Genomic DNA, 15,764 nt, shown 5'->3' with positions numbered 1-15,764 from the left:
CAATGAAAAGGCAGCAGACTGACTGTTGATGCGCATTTTCGAAAGACTGGAGCTGGCGGCGCAGCACCCCAAGATGGGCAGCGCACGGCCCGAGTTAAGCGCAACGGCCCGCGTGCTCGTCGAAGGCCGTTATATCATCATCTACGAGCCGCAGCCCGATGGTGTCTGTGGCGATTGTCCACGGGATGCGCGATCCAGACCATTGGTTGTAGGCCGGCAGGCTTACGATCAATATGAAAAGAGCGGCCCATGCCGCCCTTCGCATCTATCAGACGACCGATCCTACTTCGCGTTCGGGTTCGGCATCCAGGCCGGCATGGCGACATCGGCATGGGCGAATTGCGGCAGCTTGGCCGACAGGTCCTCCATGTTCTTGATGTCCTTGTCGATCAGGTCCTTCTGGGTGATCAGCGTCGGCGGCACGATGACGTTGTGGCCGGGATCTTCACCGGCGAGCAGCTGCGCCAGCGCGCGCACCGAGACCTGGCCGACGACGGCAGGGTTGGTGGCGGCGGTGGCGGCCCAGGCGCTGTCGGTCTCGCGCATGGCCGCGATGTCCGAGGTAGAGATGTCGGCGGAGTAGATCTTGATCTTCTTGTTCAGCCCCGCCTCGTCGACGGCGATCTTCACACCCTTGGCGAACTCGTCATAGGGCGCGAACATCACATTGATGTCGGGATGCGCCTGCAGCACCGACCGCGCCTGGTTGGCGACCGAGTTGGCGATCGGGTTGTCGAGCGTGCCGAACATCGCGACTTCCTTGATGCCGGCATGTTTCTTCTTCACGTCGACCCAGGTCTCGTTGCGGCGGTCGAGCGGCGCGATGCCAGCGACATAGACATAGCCGGCGTTCCAGCTCTCGCCATTGTCCTTGACCGCCTGCTCGAGCGCCAGGCGCGCAAGGTCCTTGTCGGACTGTTCGATCTGCGGGATCTTGGGGTTTTCGACATTGACGTCGAAGGCGACGACCTTGATGCCGGCATCGACCGCGCGCTGGGCGGCGTCCTTCATCGATTCCGTCAGCCCGTGCTGGATGATGATGCCCTGCACGCCGAGTGCGATGGCCTGGTCGACCATGTCGGATTGAAGGGCGGCGTCCTGGCGGCTGTCGAGCACGCGCAGATCGATGCCGAGCGCCTTGGACTGGGACTCGACGCCCGAGAGATAGGCCTGGAAGAAATCGCCGGTCGAGAGATAGCGCACCAGCGCGATCTTGACGCCGGGCTTGTCGAACGGCGCCGGCTTGTCGGCGGCAAAGGCCGGGACCTGCATCAGCATTGTTGCGCCGGCCAATCCGAGCGCGACCTTCCCCAAAAGTCGTCTTGTGATGTTCACGTTCTTTCCTCCGTTTGTTGAACCCAAAACTGTCCCGGCAGCCATTCTATCTCCTGCCCCGGCCGGAAAGGGCGAAGGTAAAGACAAGGGCGACGACGAGAACCACGCCCTTGACGAAATCCTGCGTGTAGTAAGGCGCGTTCATCATCGTCAGGCCTTGCAGCAGGATGCCGACGAACAGCGCGCCGATGGCGGTGCCGAAGGCGTTCGGCTTGGCGGCGCCGAGCACCGCGTAGCCGATCAGCGCCGCGGCAACCGCATCGAGCAGCAGATTATTACCCGACGCGATGTCACCGCGTCCAAGCCGTGCGGCCAGCAAAATCCCGCCGATCGAGGCAAAAACTCCTGAAATGACGTAGGCCCAGATTTTGTATGCCTTGACAGGCGCGCCGGCGAGTTCGGCGGCCCGTTCATTGCTGCCCACCGCATACATCATGCGGCCGAAGCGTGTGTATTCGAGGAAGAACCAGATCAGCACGGCGAGCACGATCAGCACGACCACGGAGACCGGAATGAGGTTCGGGATGAAGAAGTCGAAGCGGTGGCGGCCGAGCGCCAGGAAGGCGTCGGAGAATTTGCCGTTGGCGACCGAGCCGTCCGGCATTGTCATACCGGTGGCGATGGAGCGTCCTTCAGTCGGGATGCGCTGGAGGCCGACGAGCAGGAACATCATGCCGAGCGTCGCCAGCAGATCGGGCACGCGCATATAGACGATCAGCCAGCCATTGATGAGGCCGACAAGGGCGCCGATGAGCAGGCAGATGAGGACAGCGACGACAACGTTCTGCTCCAGCACCACCATGACATAGGCAGCCGCCATCATGGCCGATGTGGCAACCGAGCCGATCGAGAGATCGAAGCCGCCGACAACCAGTGTGGCGGTGACGCCCAGCGCCAGCACGCCGGTGATGGCGACCGACTGGAAAATGAAGACGGCACTTTGCGGCGAGACGAACCCGTCGGCGGCGATGGCGAAATACGCGATCAGCCCGAACAGAAGCACGATGAACCCGTAGCGGATAGCGTAATCGCGCAGCGTCATTCAGCGCCCGCCGTCAATACCCAACTCAAACCCGTGCACTCCATTCCAACCCTCAGTTCTTCAATCATCGTGGCTCAGGCCGCACTGTGCAACGGCCCGCCCGCGACTTCGGCCAGCAGACGGTCGAGATCGACATCGGCGTTGCGGTGTTCGCCGACGATGGTCTGCTCGGACATCACCAATATGCGATCGGCCGTCTCCAGTGCCTCGTCGAGTTCGGTGACGAACAGCAGCGTGGCGCGGCCATTGGCGCTGGCCCTCAGCTTGGCGGCGATGTCGCGCCTGGCGGAGATATCGACGCCCTGGAACGGTTCGTCGAGAATGAACAATCGGGCGTCCTGCGCCATCCAGCGGGCCACCATCACCTTCTGCTGGTTGCCGCCCGACAGAGTGGTCATGTCGTCCTTCTCCGAGCGGCAGACGATGCCGAGATCCTCGATCTGCCGGCGGGCAATAGTGCGTTCAAGGCCGCGTTTGAGAACTGAAAAGCGCGACATGCGCTTGTGGAAGGGCAGGCTGATGTTTTCCTGGATGTTGAAGCCGCCGACGATGCCGTTTTCGCCACGGTCCTTGGCGACCAGAAACACGCCGGCGGCGATGGCTTCGCCCGTCGACCCAGGCGCATAGGGCTTGCCATATAAAGTCATCGTACCGGACAGCGGCTTGCGCAGGCCGAACAGCGTCTCGGCGAGCGCTGTCTTGCCGACGCCGACGAGGCCGGTAATGGCAACGACCTCGCCGTCGCCGAGAGTCAGCGAGAATGGCCGGGCACCAGGGGCGATGCGGAAGGCATCGACGGTCAGGATCGGCTCGGCAGAACTCCTGGCTTCGATGCGGTCAAGATGGATCTTGCGGCCGAGCATGGCGTTAACGGCGCCCTCATAGTCGAGAGGCTTGCTATCGAAGACGCCTGAGATGACGCCATCGCGCATCGAGACGATGCGGTCGGCCAGCCGCCTGATATCCGACATGCGATGCGAGATGTAGAGGATGGCGACGCCCTGCTCGCGCAAGCGGTCGAGCAGCGCAAACAACCGGTCGGCCTCGGCGCTGGACAGCGACGAGGTCGGCTCGTCGAGGATCAGCACTTTCGGCTGGTGCGCCATGGCGCGCGCGATGGCCACCATCTGGCGATCGGCCAGCGACAGGTCGCTGATGCGGGCCTTGAGGTCGATGGCGAGCCCCATGCGGTCGGCCACCGCTTTGGCTTCGCGGCGCACCCGGCCGGGGTTGAACAGCAGCGGCGCGCCCTTGCCGGTCAACCGGTCGAGCGTCAGATTGGTGGCGACATCGAGATCGGCGACGACGCCGTCATTGATGTTTTGGTGCACGGTAACGACACCGGCGCGGATCGCCTCTGCCGGCGTGTTCGGCGCAAAGTTGCCGCCAGCGAGGTGCATGATGCCGCCTTCATGGTCGTAGACGCCGCTGATGATCTTGACGAGGGTGGACTTGCCGGCGCCGTTGGCGCCCATCAGCACGGTGATCTCACCGGCATGCAGTTCGAGCGAGACGCCGCCAAGCACCTCGATATGGCCGAAGGATTTCCTCAGCCCGTCCACGCGGAACACGGCATCATTGCCCATTCGTTCCTCCCTGAAGATGACGCTATGGGCTACGTCATCAATTGTCAACTCGATTGACAATTGCCAGTCAGCTTCCTAGCTTGGCCTCACCGCCATCGCTCCACTATGATTGGAGCGAGCAAGCGGGAGGGTGAGGAATGACTGCGAAATTGCCGTTTGAAGCACTGTCGGTGGAGACGCTTGCAACGCGCCTCGGTACGAACGAAGCGCTGTGCGCCAAAATCGGCAAGGGCCCTTGGAAGGTGCGCGAGGTCGGCGACGGCAATCTGAACCTCGTCTTCATTGTCGAAGGCGGCTCGGGTGCGGCCGTGGTCAAGCAGGCCCTGCCCTATGTTCGCCTCGTCGGCGACAGCTGGCCGTTGCCGCTCAAACGCTCCTTCTTCGAGTATCACGCGCTGACGCGGCAAGAGGCGCGCGCGCCGGGCTCGGTGCCGGCGATCCTCCATTTTGACGAAGCCCAGGCGCTGATCATCATGGAATATCTGGCGCCGCCGCACATCATCCTGCGCCGTGCCCTGATCGACGGCCGCGAGTTGCCAAATATCGCCCGCGACATCGGCCTGTTCATGGCCCGCACTTTGTTCCGCGGCTCTGATCTCTCCATGCCCACCAAGGACCGCAAGGCCGACCTGGCGCTGTTTGCCGACAATGTCGAGCTCTGCGGCATCACCGAAGACCTGGTGTTTTCCGACCCATATTTCGATGCCAAGCTGAACCGGCACACCTCGCCGCAGCTCGACGGCCTGGTTGCCGAACTGCGCGCCGACCGCGACCTCAAGGTCGAAGCGCAGCGGCTGAAGCATATCTTCGCCGCCAACGCCGAGACGCTGCTGCATGGCGACCTGCATTCGGGCTCGATCATGGTCACCGACACCGAGACGCGGATGATCGATCCGGAGTTCGCCTTCTACGGTCCGATGGCCTTCGATGTAGGCATGCTGCTCGCCAATTTCTGGATGTCCTACTTCTCGCAGCGCGGCCATGAACAGAAGGGCAAGCGTGACGCCATGCGTGCCTATCTGCTCGGGGTGACCAACGACACCTGGACGGTGTTCCGCGCCGAGTTCTCGCATCTATGGCGCACCGAGCGCACCGGCATGCTTTACCAGAAGAGCCTGTTCGAGGATCAGGGCGACATTCTCGCCTCGGAGCAGGCGCTCGACCATGTGCTGCACCAGATCTGGACCGACCTCTTGGGCTTTGCCGGCATCGAGGTGCACCGGCGCATCCTCGGCCTCGCCCACAATGCCGATTTCGAGACCATCGAGGACGAGGATCTGCGAGCCTCCTGCGAGGCCAAGGCGCTGAAATTCGGCCGTCACATCGCCGTCAACCGGCGCCAGATTCACGGCATGGACGAGGTCAATAATCTGGCCGCTTTGATCGAACGGGAGAGCAGGATTTGAACGTCGGCGAGCGCCACTACCGCACCATCTGGCTGAGCGACGACCAGCGTTCGGTCGAGATCATCGACCAGCGCTGGCTGCCGCACGAGTTCCGGGTCGAGACGATCGGGAGCGTTGCCGGCATCGCCACCGCGATCCGTGACATGTGGGTTCGTGGCGCGCCGCTGATTGGCGTCACCGCGGCCTACGGCGTCGCCATCCAGATGGCGGACGATCCGTCTGACGAAGCGCTCGACGCGGTCTGGGAGACGCTGCACAAGACGCGGCCGACTGCGATCAATCTACGCTGGGCGCTGGACGAGATGCGGCGGTTCCTCAGGCCGATCGTATTGGGACAGCGCGCGGAGGCGGCCTATAAGCGCGCTGCCGAAATCGCCGACGAGGATGTCGATCTCAATCGCGCCATCGGCGAGAACGGGCTTGCCATCATCAAGGAGATCGCGGCACGCAAGAAGCCGGGCGAGCCGGTCAACATCCTCACCCACTGCAACGCCGGTTGGCTGGCGACGGTCGATTACGGCACCGCCACGTCGCCGATCTATCTCGCCGTCGAGGCCGGCATTCCGGTCCATGTCTATGTCGACGAGACGCGCCCGCGCAACCAGGGCGCCCAGCTGACCGCCTGGGAGATGGCCGGCCACGGCGTGCCGCACACGCTGATCGTCGACAATGCCGGCGGCCATCTGATGCAGCGTGGCGCGGTCGACATGGTGATCGTGGGCACCGACCGCACCACGGCCAATGGCGACGTCTGCAACAAGATCGGCACCTATCTCAAGGCGCTCGCCGCCTCCGATAATGAGGTGCCCTTCTACGTCGCTCTGCCCTCGCCGACCATCGACTGGACGGTGGGTGATGGCCTGACCGAAATCCCGATCGAGGAACGCTCCGGTGACGAGGTGTCGCTGGTCTGGGGCAAGACGGCGGACGGCAAGATTGCGCAGGTGCGGGTTTCGCCCGAAGCGACGCCGGCGGCCAATCCGGCGTTCGATGTGACGCCGGCACGGCTCGTGACGGGGCTGATCACCGAGCGCGGTGTGGCCAAGGCTTCGCGCGAAGGGTTGAAGGCGATGTTCCCCGAACGCGGATAATCTCCCCCCTTGAAGGGGAGATGTCGCCAAAGGCGACAGAGGGGGTCGGTGCGTCCTGAAGCGTTGACTTTCATCTGCCGCAAGGAGGTCGCACCCAGTCGAACCGACCCCCTCTGGCCTGCCGGCCATCTCCCCTCATGGGGGGAGATTAGCGCCTCACCGGCTGGCTACCGAATTTCGGCCATGCAACAAGAATTGCGGCCTCGATGGCCGCTGACGGTTGCGGTTCTGGCGAAATCCGGCCAGAAGCATCTAGGCCGGCAACCGGCCGGCCCGCGACGTTGCGCTTGAAACCAGATACGGGAGACTATTGGGTGGCTCGCATAACACTGAGACAATTGCTCGACCACGCCGCCGAATACGGCTACGGCGTACCCGCCTTCAACATGAACAATATGGAACAGGGCCTCGCCATCATGGAGGCGGCCGAGGAGACCAAGTCGCCGGTCATCCTGCAGGCCAGCCGCGGCGCCCGCGCCTACGCCAATGACGTGGTGCTGGCCAAGCTGATCGACGCGCTGGTCGAAATCCACCCCGACATCCCGGTCTGCATGCATCTCGACCATGGCAACAACGAAGCCACCTGCGTCACCGCCATCCAGTACGGCTTCACCTCGGTGATGATGGACGGCTCGCTGAAAGAGGACGGCAAGACGCCGGCCGACTATGCCTACAATTCCGGCATCACCCGGCGCGTCGTCGACATGGCGCATTGGGGCGGCGTGTCGGTGGAAGGCGAGATCGGTGTGCTCGGTTCGCTTGAGAGCGGCGGCGGCGAGCAGGAAGACGGCCACGGCGTCGAAGGCGCCATCAGCCACGACCAGCTCTTGACCGATCCGGAACAGGCGGTCGAGTTCGTCAAGGACACCCATGTCGATGCGCTGGCTGTCGCCATGGGCACCAGCCACGGCGCCTACAAATTCTCACGCAAGCCGGACGGCGCGGTGCTGGCGATGAACGTCATCGAGGAAATCCACCGCCGCCTGCCCAACATGCATCTGGTCATGCACGGCTCGTCCTCGGTGCCCGAGGACCTGCAGGAAATCATCAATAGATATGGCGGCCAGATGAAGCCGACCTGGGGCGTGCCGGTGGAAGAGATCCAGCGCGGCATCAAGCACGGCGTGCGCAAGATCAACATCGACACCGACAACCGCATGGCGCTGACCGGCGCCATCCGCAAGGTGCTGACCGAAAACCCGAGCGAGTTCGATCCGCGCAAATACCTGACGCCGGCCATGGCCGCGATGCGCAAACTGTGCAAGGAGCGCTTCGAGCAGTTCGGCACCGCCGGCAATGCCCAGAAGATCAAGCCGCTGCCGGTAGCTGAGATGGCCAAGCGCTACAAGTCGGGCAGCCTTGATCCGAAGTTTGGGTGAAGTCCCCTGGCGCCTCTTCCTTCTCCCCTTGTGGGGAAGAAAGAAGAGCTATTGACATAAAAAAGGCCGGGCGCGAAAGCAGCCCGGCCAAAAGAAGGTCAAGAACCTTCAGAGGGGAACACCGTTCGGTGGAATGGGAGGAAACCGCCGAACGATAATTCCTATATGCGCGCATTCGCTGCGGTTGGCGACGAACGGCTTTCTAAAACAATGCGGGATGCGGAAATTTCGTTCTTGTCTTCCAAGATTTCAGCCGGCTGAGCGCCGGTTTCCAGGAGATCGGCGTAGTGCCGGCGCGCCACGTCGGGATGCGAGCGCAGGCGGCTCTTCAGCACATTGGTACCGACATTGCGAAACAGCGGATTGTCGGGATCGCTGGCCGGACCCCGCGCCTCGGCCGCCAGTTCCTCGGGCAGGTTGAGCAGCGGGATCGTGGCGTCGAGCCGGGCGCTGAAGAAGAAGGGCACCGAAATCCGCTCGACACCGGCCGGTGGCGTTACCACGCGGTGGACCGTTGCTCTCAGATACCCGTTGGAGGCCAGCTCGAGCAGTTCGCCGATGTTGATCACCAGCGTGTCGGGCAGCGGATCGACGTCGACCCAGGCACCGTCATATTCGACCTGCAGCCCCTTGCTCTCGTCCTGCAACAGAAGCGTCAGGAAACCGCCATCCTTGTGCGCGCCGACGCCTTGGTTGTCGCCGGTGGCGTCGCGGCCGGGGTAGCGCACGATCTTCATGCGATGGTTGGGCTCGGCCCGGTAGACGGGATCGAAGGCGTCCTCGGCCTGATCGAGCGACAAAGCGAAGGCCCGGAGCAGCCGGATCGCCACCGCCGTCGCCTTGGCCTGCCATGCGAGTAGCGCCGGCTTCAGCTCGGGCAGCGTGGCCGGCCACTGGTTGGGCCCTTGCAGCCGCGTCCAGGCGGGCACGCCGGGGCCTTGTTCGATGGCCGGGCGTTCGACGCCGATGTCGAGCTGTTCGCGCCAGTCGGCCTTGCCTTTGGTCAGCTCGCCGCCGGCGCGCGTATAGCCGCGGAACTGCGAGGACTTCACCATTTCGATCGCCAGTTTGTCGGCTTCCGGCAAGGCAAAGAACCGGCGCGAGGCGTCGAGCACTTCTGCGGTATCCGCAGCCGATATGCCGTGGCCGGTCAAATAGAAGAAGCCGACATCGCGCGCGGCCGTGCGCAGGTCGAAGAGAAACGTTCGCCGCTCGGAAGCGCCCTGTTCGAGACGGCCGAGATCAAGCACGGGTACGATCCTGGGCATGGTCAAGCTCCTTGTTCCGCTGTCACGGTGGCACGCAGGCCGGTCCGATCAAAGCAACGCGCAATCCAATCTCGGCGCCGATAGAGAAAGCCGGCGCTGCGTTTGGCAGCCTGCCGGCAAATAACGTTCGTGGCGCTCATCCGCGCCGGTCCAGCCTGGCGACCAGCCGGTCACCGACCCACTGGATGCCGCAAACGAGGATGATCAGCACAATGACCACGGCGACCATGACGCTGGTCTCAAAACGCTGGTAGCCGTAGCGGATGGCGAGGTCGCCAAGCCCGCCGGCACCGATGGCGCCGGCCATGGCCGAGGCGCCGATCAGGGTCACCAGCGTCACCGTGAAACCAGCAACGATGCCGGGCAAAGCTTCGGGCACCAGCACCTCACGGATGATCGTCCAGCGGTTGCCGCCCATGGCGCGCGCCGCCTCGATCAGGCCGCGATCGACCTCGCGCAGCGACACTTCGGCGATGCGGGCATAGTAGGGCGTCGCCGCAATCGACAACGGCACGATCGCCGCCCAGGTGCCGATCGAGGTGCCGACGATCAGCCGCGTCACCGGGATCAGCGCCACCAGAAGGATGATGAAAGGCACCGAGCGGAAGCCGTTGATGACGGCGCCGAGCGCGCGGTTCACCCACAGGCTTTCGGCAATGCCGCCGCGCTCGGTGGCAATCAATGCCAGGCCGAGCGGCAGCCCGAAGACGAGCGAGATGAGGCCCGATGCCGCCGTCATCAGGACCGTCTCCCAGATCGAGCGCAGCAGAAGTTCAAACAGAACCGGCGACATGGCCAAGCACCTCCACCCGTGCGTCGCGGGCCTTCAGGAATGCGATTACTTTGGACAGATGTTTCGGATCGTTGCCCGCGACCGCAAGGAACAGCGTGCCGACCGGCTGCTGCTGGACATGGTCGATGCCACCATGGACGAGGCGGAACCGTCCCGGCACGGCCACCGCAAGATCGGACAGCAGCGGACCGCGCGCGGCCTCACCTGCGACGTCGACCCTGAGGATGAGCTCGGCGCCGCCTCCGGGAGCAAGCCGGCCGGCAATCTCGGCCGGCAGTTGCGGGCGGATGCCGCCGAGCAGGCTCCTGGTGATTTCGGAACGCGGCTCGGCAAAGACCGACCACACCGGGCCTTGTTCGACGATGCGCCCGGCATCGATCACCGCGACGCGGTCGGCGATCGAGCGGATCACCTCCATCTCGTGGGTGATGAGCAGGATGGTGAGGCCGAGCTGCCGGTTGATGTCTTTCAGCAAGGCCAGGATGGAGCGCGTCGTCTCCGGATCGAGCGCTGAGGTCGCCTCGTCGGACAGCAGCAGCGCCGGCCGCGCGGCCAGCGCCCTGGCGATGCCGACGCGCTGCTTCTGGCCGCCCGACAGCGAGGACGGATAGGCCTTCGCCTTCTCCGACAGGCCGACGAGGTCGAGCAATTCGGCGGCGCGCGCCAGCCGTTCGGCCTTTGGGCGGCCCTCGATCTTCAGCGGCAGCGCGACATTGTCCTCCACGGTCTTGGCCGACAGCAGATTGAAGTGCTGGAAGATCATGCCGATGCGACGCCGCAGCGGCTGCAATTCACGCTCGCCGAGCCGGCCGATCTCGCGGCCCTCGATGAAGACGTCGCCGGAGTCCGGCCGCTCCAGCCCGTTGAGGCAGCGGATCAGCGTCGACTTGCCGGCGCCGCTGCGGCCGATGATGCCGAGGATCTCGCCCTTGCGCACCGTCAGCGAGACGCCGTCGAGCGCAGGCGTCGCGCCAAAGCGGCGCTTGAGGTCGACCAGGCGTACGACATCTTCTTGCCCGGCCGATATATTGACCGGACCGGATGCCTCGGCCGTGACGTGCTGGTTCATCTCACTGTCCGTTTCAACGCTCGACAAAATGCGACAGCGACCCGCTCAACAGCGGGCCGCCTGCTCCTGACAACCAGGCGCCAATCAATAGGCGCTGATCCCGGTGCCCTTGTAGACCTTGTCGAACTCGGCCTTGACCGCCTCGTTCTGGTAGGACGCGACCAGCGTCTTCACCCACGCCTCGTTCTCGTTGCCGGATTTCACGGCGATGAAGTTGCGGTAGGGGTTGTCGGCCACTGGCTCCTGGGCGATGCGGTTGTCCGGGCCGAGACCGCTCTTCAGCGCCCAGTCGGTGTTGACGACAGCCGCGTCGAGATCCTCGACCGAGCGCCCGACAATGCCGGCATCCAGTTCCTTGATGACGACCTTCTTCGGGTTCTCGGCAATGTCGGCGGTGGTCGCCAGGATGCCGGTGCCGTCCTTCAGCTTGATCACGCCTTCGTTCTGCAGAACGCGCAACGCGCGGCCCTCATTCGAGGGGTCGTTGGGCAAGCCGATGACGGCGCCTTCGGGCAGGTCGGCAACCTTGGTGTATTTCTTGGAGTAGAGGCCGATCGGCCAGACGCCGGTGTAGCCGACGCGCACGATGTGGTACCCTTGGGTCTTGATCTGGTTGTCGAGATAGGGCTGGTGCTGGAAGGCGTTGGCGTCGATCTCGCCGCGCTCGAGCGCCTCGTTGGGCTGGGTGTAGTCGTTGAACACCACGGTCTCGACGGTCAGGCCTTTTTCGGCGGCCTGGGCGACGACGACGCGCCAGACATCCTCATCCTCGCCGCTGATGATGCCGACCTTGATAGACTTCTTGTCCTCGGCGAAGGACGGCGTCGGCTGAGCCAGACCGGCAAGCGTGACGGCCGAGGCAAAAAGTGCCGCAAGGGCAGCTCGCCGGCTGATGGCTGAAAAAAGAAGAGAGCTGGAAGCGTTTCCGCGTTCGGACATTGTCGATCCCTCGTAATCCTGAAGTCATTGCGGCGAGGTGGAATACCAAGCCTTGACGACATCATCGGCAATGCTGCTTGCCGGATCAAAGAACCGCATTTCTTCTCAAACACGAAGCCGGGAATATTCTCTCAAAGATTTCGCAATTGCGAGAACGGTCACGCCGGACCGGTCAGAATGTCTCGACAAAGGGCCGCAGCTCGACCTCGAAGCTCCAGGCGCTGCGATGCTGGCGATGGGTCGCGAGATAGGTCTGCGCGATCGCATCGGGCGACAGCTGGCTGTCCGGTCGCTCGGGCTTCGTCCCGACCGGCTCGATCTGGCCGTCGATAATGAAATGGGCGACATGGATGTTCTTCGGGAAGAGTTCGCGCGCCATCGACTGAGCCAGACCGCGCAGGCCGAATTTCGGCATGGCAAAGCCGGCGGAGTTGGGAAAGCCCTTGATGCTGGCGGAGGCGCCGGTGAAAAGAATCGAACCGGAGCCGCGCGCAAGCAGCCGCCGCGCCGCTTGCTGGCCGACCAGGAAGCCGCCATAGGCGCCGACAAGCAAGGCTTGTTTGACCGCATCGGGATCGACCTCGGCGATCGGGCCGCGCGTGCGGCCGCTGGCATTGAAGACGGCAAGGGCCAGCGGGCCTTGCTTGTCGGCGGCGTCAAACAGGCCGGCGACGGAGGCCGGATCGGCGACGTCGGTTTCGACGGCCAGCGCGCCGGTTTCCCCGACCAGCGCCGCGAGTTTGGCCGTGTTGCGGGCGGCCAGCACCACACGATAGCCTTCCGTGGTGAGAAGGCGTGCCAAAGAGGCGCTCAGGCCCGCACCCGCGCCGGCGATCACTGCGACTTCGGATGCCATGTCGTTTCTCCTTGGCGATGACGTGTTCGTCTCATAGCTGGCGTCTTGAGCGGCGAGACGCAAGAACGACGTTGCTCGATTTTCGCTGTTCGGTGAAAAACCCTGCCGGCAGGTTCGGAGCAATCGACCGCGGCCAGGGTCTTGCCTGGCGAGACAATCCGTCCGACAGGTGATTGCGTTGGAATCGCAAACGGTGTCGCAAGGGAGTCGACCGTGGAACCAATCTGGGCCGTCGGCCTGATGACCGGCACCGTGCTTGACGGCAATATCGACGTGGCGCTGATCAAGACCGATGGCGAGCGGATCGCCGATTTCGGCACCTATACGCTGGCCCCCTACCCCGCAGCGATCCGTGCCTTGCTGGAGGAGACGCTGCGTCAGGCCCGGGTGTGGAATTTCGACGGGCCGGAGCCGGCGATCTTTGCCGAAGCCGAGGAGGCGCTGACGCGGGCGCAGTCGGCGGCGGTGAAGGACCTTGTCGAAAGCTACGGCCTGACCATGGGCGATATCGGCGTGGTCGGTTTTCACGGCCAAACCGTGCTGCATCGTGCCCCGCAACCCGGGCGGCGCGGCGATACGCGCCAGTTGGGCGATGGCGCGCTGATGCATTCCATTTTGGGCGCCAAGGTCGCCTATGATTTCCGCTCGGACGATGTGCGCGCTGGCGGCCAGGGCGCACCACTGGCGGCTGCCTACCACGCGGCGCTTTTGAGGGAAGCCGACGCCAGCGGGGACACCGCTGTGCTCAATCTCGGCGGTGTCGGCAACGTCACTTGGTGGGACGGCAAGGACAACATCGTCGCCTTCGACACTGGCCCGGCCAACGCGCCGCTCAACGATTTCATCAAGGCAAACGGCCTCGGCGAGATGGACCGCGACGGCGCACTGGGCGCGGCCGGCACCGTCGATGAAGTGCGGCTGGCCAAATTGCTCCAGCATCCGTATCTGACCAAGCCCTATCCGAAATCGCTCGACCGTTTCGACTTCGGCGCCGCCATGGCCGACGGCCTCGGCGCAGAGGATGGGGCGGCGACGCTGACGGCCTTCACCGTCTCGGCCGTCGGCAAGGCGCTCGATTTGTTGCCGCGCCGGCCGAAGCGGCTGGCGGTCAGTGGCGGCGGCCGCCGCAACCCGACGATGATGGCGATGCTGGCGAGGCGCGCCAACGTCGAGGTTGTGCAGGCCGAGACACTGGGCTGGAAAGGCGATGCGGTGGAGGCCGAATGCTTTGCCTTCCTTGCCGTGCGCGTGCTGCGCGGCCTGCCGATCAGCTTTCCCAGCACCACCGGCGTGCCGCGGCCGATGCAAGGCGGGCGGCTGGCAGGTTAGAGCTTCTTCTGCAGGAAGATGCGGCTGCGGCCGACGGGAAAGTCAGGCAGTTCGCCGAAGCGCCGGTAGCCTTGCCGCTCATAGACTTTGGCCGCTGTCGGATTGAACGTATCAATCCAGGCGTTTTGGCAGCCGCGCTTGACCGCTTCCTCCTCGGCAGCGCCCAGCATGTCGCCGGCCATATGCCGGCCGCGCAGGCGTTCGTCGACCCACAGCCACTGCACATAGAGCCAGCCCCAGGCGGTGTATCCCGAAATGCCGGCGACGACAGCGCCGTGCTCATCACGAACGAAGACGGCGATCGGCTTGCGGCCGGAGGGGCCGACATCGCCGTCATTGAACGCCGTCAGCCGCTCGGCCAGGAAGGCGAGGTCGTCTGACGAGGGGTCGGCAGTGGTTTCAAGCGTCGTCTTCATCCGGGCGGGGCTCGCATGGCAAGCCAAGCTCTAGCGAAGGACGGGATGAGAACGCAAGCTTTACGGCTTGATGGGCAGCGGCGATCGCCATGACCCCGCTGCTGCCGCAACCAGCATCAGCACGGCGGCGACGATGGCGCAGATGGCAAAGCCGAACGATGAATAAAGCGGCCCGAAGCTGGTGGTGCCGATGAAGACGGCGAGGTAGGTGACCGAGCTGTTCAGGCCCATGATGGTGCCACGGCGCGACGGATCGAGCGCGGTAAGGCGCATCACCAGCACGTTCAGGCCGAAATGATTGGCAAGGCCCCAGATGGCGATCATAGCCAGGATCAGCACGAAATTGCTGCTTGCGAGCGCGATCGCGACATAGACGACGGCGACCAGCAGATAGGCGAAAGGCATGACGCGCCGTGCGCCGATGCGGTCGATGACGCCGTCGAGGAAGGCCGCGGCGCCGAAGCCGGCGCCGTAGGCGAGTGCGGCCAGCGCATTGGCGCTGACGGGCTCGCCCAGATCCTGGTGCAGATGATCGCCGAGATAGCCGTAGACGCCGTAAAAAGCGGTCATGAAGGCGGTGCAGGCGATGAGCAGCGGCACGATGCCCGGAATGGCCAGCGCAACGAACGGCGACGGCGCCGGGCCGCTCTTCCTGACGTCGCTGAGCGAGGTCATCGACAAGGCAGCAAGCGCAATGGCGGAAAGCACCGCGACGGCGGCGAAGACGGCGCGCCAGTGCACGAGATCGGCAAGCACGGCCGACAGCGACACGCCGGCCACCATGGAGACCGTCCAGCCGGTCAGCACGACGCCGATCGTGCCGCTTTCGCGGCCGGGCGGCGCAATTGCCGCTGCACTGGCATAGATGGCCGGCATGGCGACGCCGGCGGCGATGCCGGCGACGGCCTGGGCCGCGACCAGCATGATCACCGTCGGCGCCAGCGCGCTGGCGAGAAGCCCGACCGTCAGCAACAGCAGAGCGCCCTGCAGCATGCGGCGGGCGCCGACGCCGTCGATATAGCGGGCGAGGAACAAAGCGCTGGCGGAAGTGCCGAGACCGAAGGCAGCCGACGCGGCCATCACCGCCGGCACGCTGGTGCCGAAGGATGCGGCGACTGCCGGAGCAATTGGACCCAGGACCAGCGAGTTCGAGCCGATGACGGCGATGCAGCCGGTCAGGAGATAGGCCAGCGCCGGGATCGGCTGATGGAGCGTTGCAGCTTGATGCGCGTTCGTCATCGGGTCATAATGGCCG

Annotated in this window: 14 protein-coding genes; 4 read left to right on the top strand and 10 right to left on the bottom strand. The window is 64.4% G+C overall.

Features of this window, described 5'->3' with window-relative positions; all coding sequences use genetic code 11:
- Window positions 1-282: 282 nt before the first annotated feature.
- From AC3EMP_RS12460 to AC3EMP_RS12450, 3 genes are all read right to left on the bottom strand, one after another.
- Window positions 283-1,335, bottom strand: coding sequence for a substrate-binding domain-containing protein (locus AC3EMP_RS12460; protein ID WP_023692173.1), 1,053 nt, complete (start codon window positions 1,333-1,335; stop codon window positions 283-285).
- A 46-nt stretch (window positions 1,336-1,381) separates the two neighbouring features.
- On the bottom strand, window positions 1,382-2,377 hold the full coding sequence (locus AC3EMP_RS12455; RefSeq protein WP_023668572.1) for an ABC transporter permease: 996 nt from the start codon (window positions 2,375-2,377) through the stop codon (window positions 1,382-1,384).
- Window positions 2,378-2,451: 74 nt separating this feature from the next.
- Entirely contained in the window at window positions 2,452-3,963 is a 1,512-nt protein-coding gene (locus AC3EMP_RS12450; protein ID WP_023709946.1) for a sugar ABC transporter ATP-binding protein, read from the bottom strand.
- 137 nt (window positions 3,964-4,100) lie between these two features.
- Between AC3EMP_RS12450 and mtnK the strand changes: the two genes are divergently transcribed.
- The 3 genes from mtnK (at window position 4,101) to fba (ending at window position 7,839) form a co-directional block, all read left to right on the top strand.
- The gene (gene mtnK, locus AC3EMP_RS12445) at window positions 4,101-5,369 is read left to right on the top strand and encodes an S-methyl-5-thioribose kinase (RefSeq protein WP_023668574.1); all 1,269 of its coding nucleotides are present in this window, start codon (window positions 4,101-4,103) and stop codon (window positions 5,367-5,369) included.
- Complete coding sequence (gene mtnA / locus AC3EMP_RS12440; protein ID WP_023668575.1) at window positions 5,366-6,460, top strand: S-methyl-5-thioribose-1-phosphate isomerase; 1,095 nt, start codon at window positions 5,366-5,368, stop codon at window positions 6,458-6,460. Before mtnK ends, mtnA begins: the two co-directional genes overlap by 4 nt.
- Before the next feature lie 314 nt (window positions 6,461-6,774).
- Window positions 6,775-7,839: a class II fructose-bisphosphate aldolase gene (gene fba, locus AC3EMP_RS12435; protein WP_023687044.1), complete on the top strand. Its 1,065-nt coding sequence runs from the start codon at window positions 6,775-6,777 to the stop codon at window positions 7,837-7,839.
- 161 nt (window positions 7,840-8,000) lie between these two features.
- Here the strand turns inward: fba and AC3EMP_RS12430 are convergent, their stop codons facing one another.
- From AC3EMP_RS12430 to AC3EMP_RS12410, 5 genes are all read right to left on the bottom strand, one after another.
- Window positions 8,001-9,107 (bottom strand): isopenicillin N synthase family dioxygenase, encoded by a 1,107-nt coding sequence (locus AC3EMP_RS12430; RefSeq protein WP_023687043.1) that lies wholly within the window; start codon window positions 9,105-9,107, stop codon window positions 8,001-8,003.
- 136 nt (window positions 9,108-9,243) lie between these two features.
- On the bottom strand, window positions 9,244-9,900 hold the full coding sequence (locus tag AC3EMP_RS12425; RefSeq protein WP_023668578.1) for a methionine ABC transporter permease: 657 nt from the start codon (window positions 9,898-9,900) through the stop codon (window positions 9,244-9,246).
- Window positions 9,881-10,969, bottom strand: a complete 1,089-nt coding sequence (locus tag AC3EMP_RS12420) for a methionine ABC transporter ATP-binding protein (RefSeq protein ID WP_023687042.1) — start codon at window positions 10,967-10,969, stop codon at window positions 9,881-9,883. The genes AC3EMP_RS12425 and AC3EMP_RS12420 overlap by 20 nt, the downstream gene beginning before the upstream one ends.
- 84 nt (window positions 10,970-11,053) lie before the next feature.
- Complete coding sequence (locus tag AC3EMP_RS12415) at window positions 11,054-11,908, bottom strand: MetQ/NlpA family lipoprotein (protein WP_023668580.1); 855 nt, start codon at window positions 11,906-11,908, stop codon at window positions 11,054-11,056.
- A gap of 172 nt (window positions 11,909-12,080) precedes the next feature.
- The gene (locus AC3EMP_RS12410) at window positions 12,081-12,764 is read right to left on the bottom strand and encodes an SDR family NAD(P)-dependent oxidoreductase (RefSeq protein ID WP_023668581.1); all 684 of its coding nucleotides are present in this window, start codon (window positions 12,762-12,764) and stop codon (window positions 12,081-12,083) included.
- Between the two features lie 213 nt (window positions 12,765-12,977).
- Between AC3EMP_RS12410 and AC3EMP_RS12405 the strand changes: the two genes are divergently transcribed.
- Complete coding sequence (locus tag AC3EMP_RS12405) at window positions 12,978-14,093, top strand: anhydro-N-acetylmuramic acid kinase (protein WP_023709949.1); 1,116 nt, start codon at window positions 12,978-12,980, stop codon at window positions 14,091-14,093.
- Here AC3EMP_RS12405 and AC3EMP_RS12400 read toward each other — a convergent pair.
- Together AC3EMP_RS12400 and AC3EMP_RS12395 are read right to left on the bottom strand one after the other, a co-directional pair.
- Window positions 14,090-14,509: a GNAT family N-acetyltransferase gene (locus tag AC3EMP_RS12400; RefSeq protein WP_023684459.1), complete on the bottom strand. Its 420-nt coding sequence runs from the start codon at window positions 14,507-14,509 to the stop codon at window positions 14,090-14,092. The two genes, AC3EMP_RS12405 and AC3EMP_RS12400, sit on opposite strands and share 4 nt — an antisense overlap.
- A 60-nt stretch (window positions 14,510-14,569) precedes the next feature.
- On the bottom strand, window positions 14,570-15,748 hold the full coding sequence (locus AC3EMP_RS12395; protein ID WP_023696650.1) for an MFS transporter: 1,179 nt from the start codon (window positions 15,746-15,748) through the stop codon (window positions 14,570-14,572).
- Between the last annotated feature and the right edge of the window lie 16 nt (window positions 15,749-15,764).

It is taken from the genome of Mesorhizobium sp. P160219 (genome assembly GCF_057786095.1).
Note: the sequence above shows the minus strand (reverse complement) of the source record. Positions and strands in the feature narration are given on the sequence as shown.

Excerpts from the sequence above, each read along its gene's own strand:
- AC3EMP_RS12455 (WP_023668572.1), bottom strand. The coding sequence starts at position 2,377 with ATGACGCTGCGCGATTACGCTATCCGCTACGGGTTCATCGTGCTTCTG.
- AC3EMP_RS12450 (WP_023709946.1), bottom strand. The coding sequence starts at position 3,963 with ATGGGCAATGATGCCGTGTTCCGCGTGGACGGGCTGAGGAAATCCTTC.
- mtnK (WP_023668574.1), top strand. The coding sequence starts at position 4,101 with ATGACTGCGAAATTGCCGTTTGAAGCACTGTCGGTGGAGACGCTTGCA.
- AC3EMP_RS12430 (WP_023687043.1), bottom strand. The coding sequence starts at position 9,107 with ATGCCCAGGATCGTACCCGTGCTTGATCTCGGCCGTCTCGAACAGGGC.
- AC3EMP_RS12425 (WP_023668578.1), bottom strand. The coding sequence starts at position 9,900 with ATGTCGCCGGTTCTGTTTGAACTTCTGCTGCGCTCGATCTGGGAGACG.
- AC3EMP_RS12420 (WP_023687042.1), bottom strand. The coding sequence starts at position 10,969 with ATGAACCAGCACGTCACGGCCGAGGCATCCGGTCCGGTCAATATATCG.
- AC3EMP_RS12415 (WP_023668580.1), bottom strand. The coding sequence starts at position 11,908 with ATGTCCGAACGCGGAAACGCTTCCAGCTCTCTTCTTTTTTCAGCCATC.
- AC3EMP_RS12410 (WP_023668581.1), bottom strand. The coding sequence starts at position 12,764 with ATGGCATCCGAAGTCGCAGTGATCGCCGGCGCGGGTGCGGGCCTGAGC.
- AC3EMP_RS12400 (WP_023684459.1), bottom strand. The coding sequence starts at position 14,509 with ATGAAGACGACGCTTGAAACCACTGCCGACCCCTCGTCAGACGACCTC.
- AC3EMP_RS12395 (WP_023696650.1), bottom strand. The coding sequence starts at position 15,748 with ATGACGAACGCGCATCAAGCTGCAACGCTCCATCAGCCGATCCCGGCG.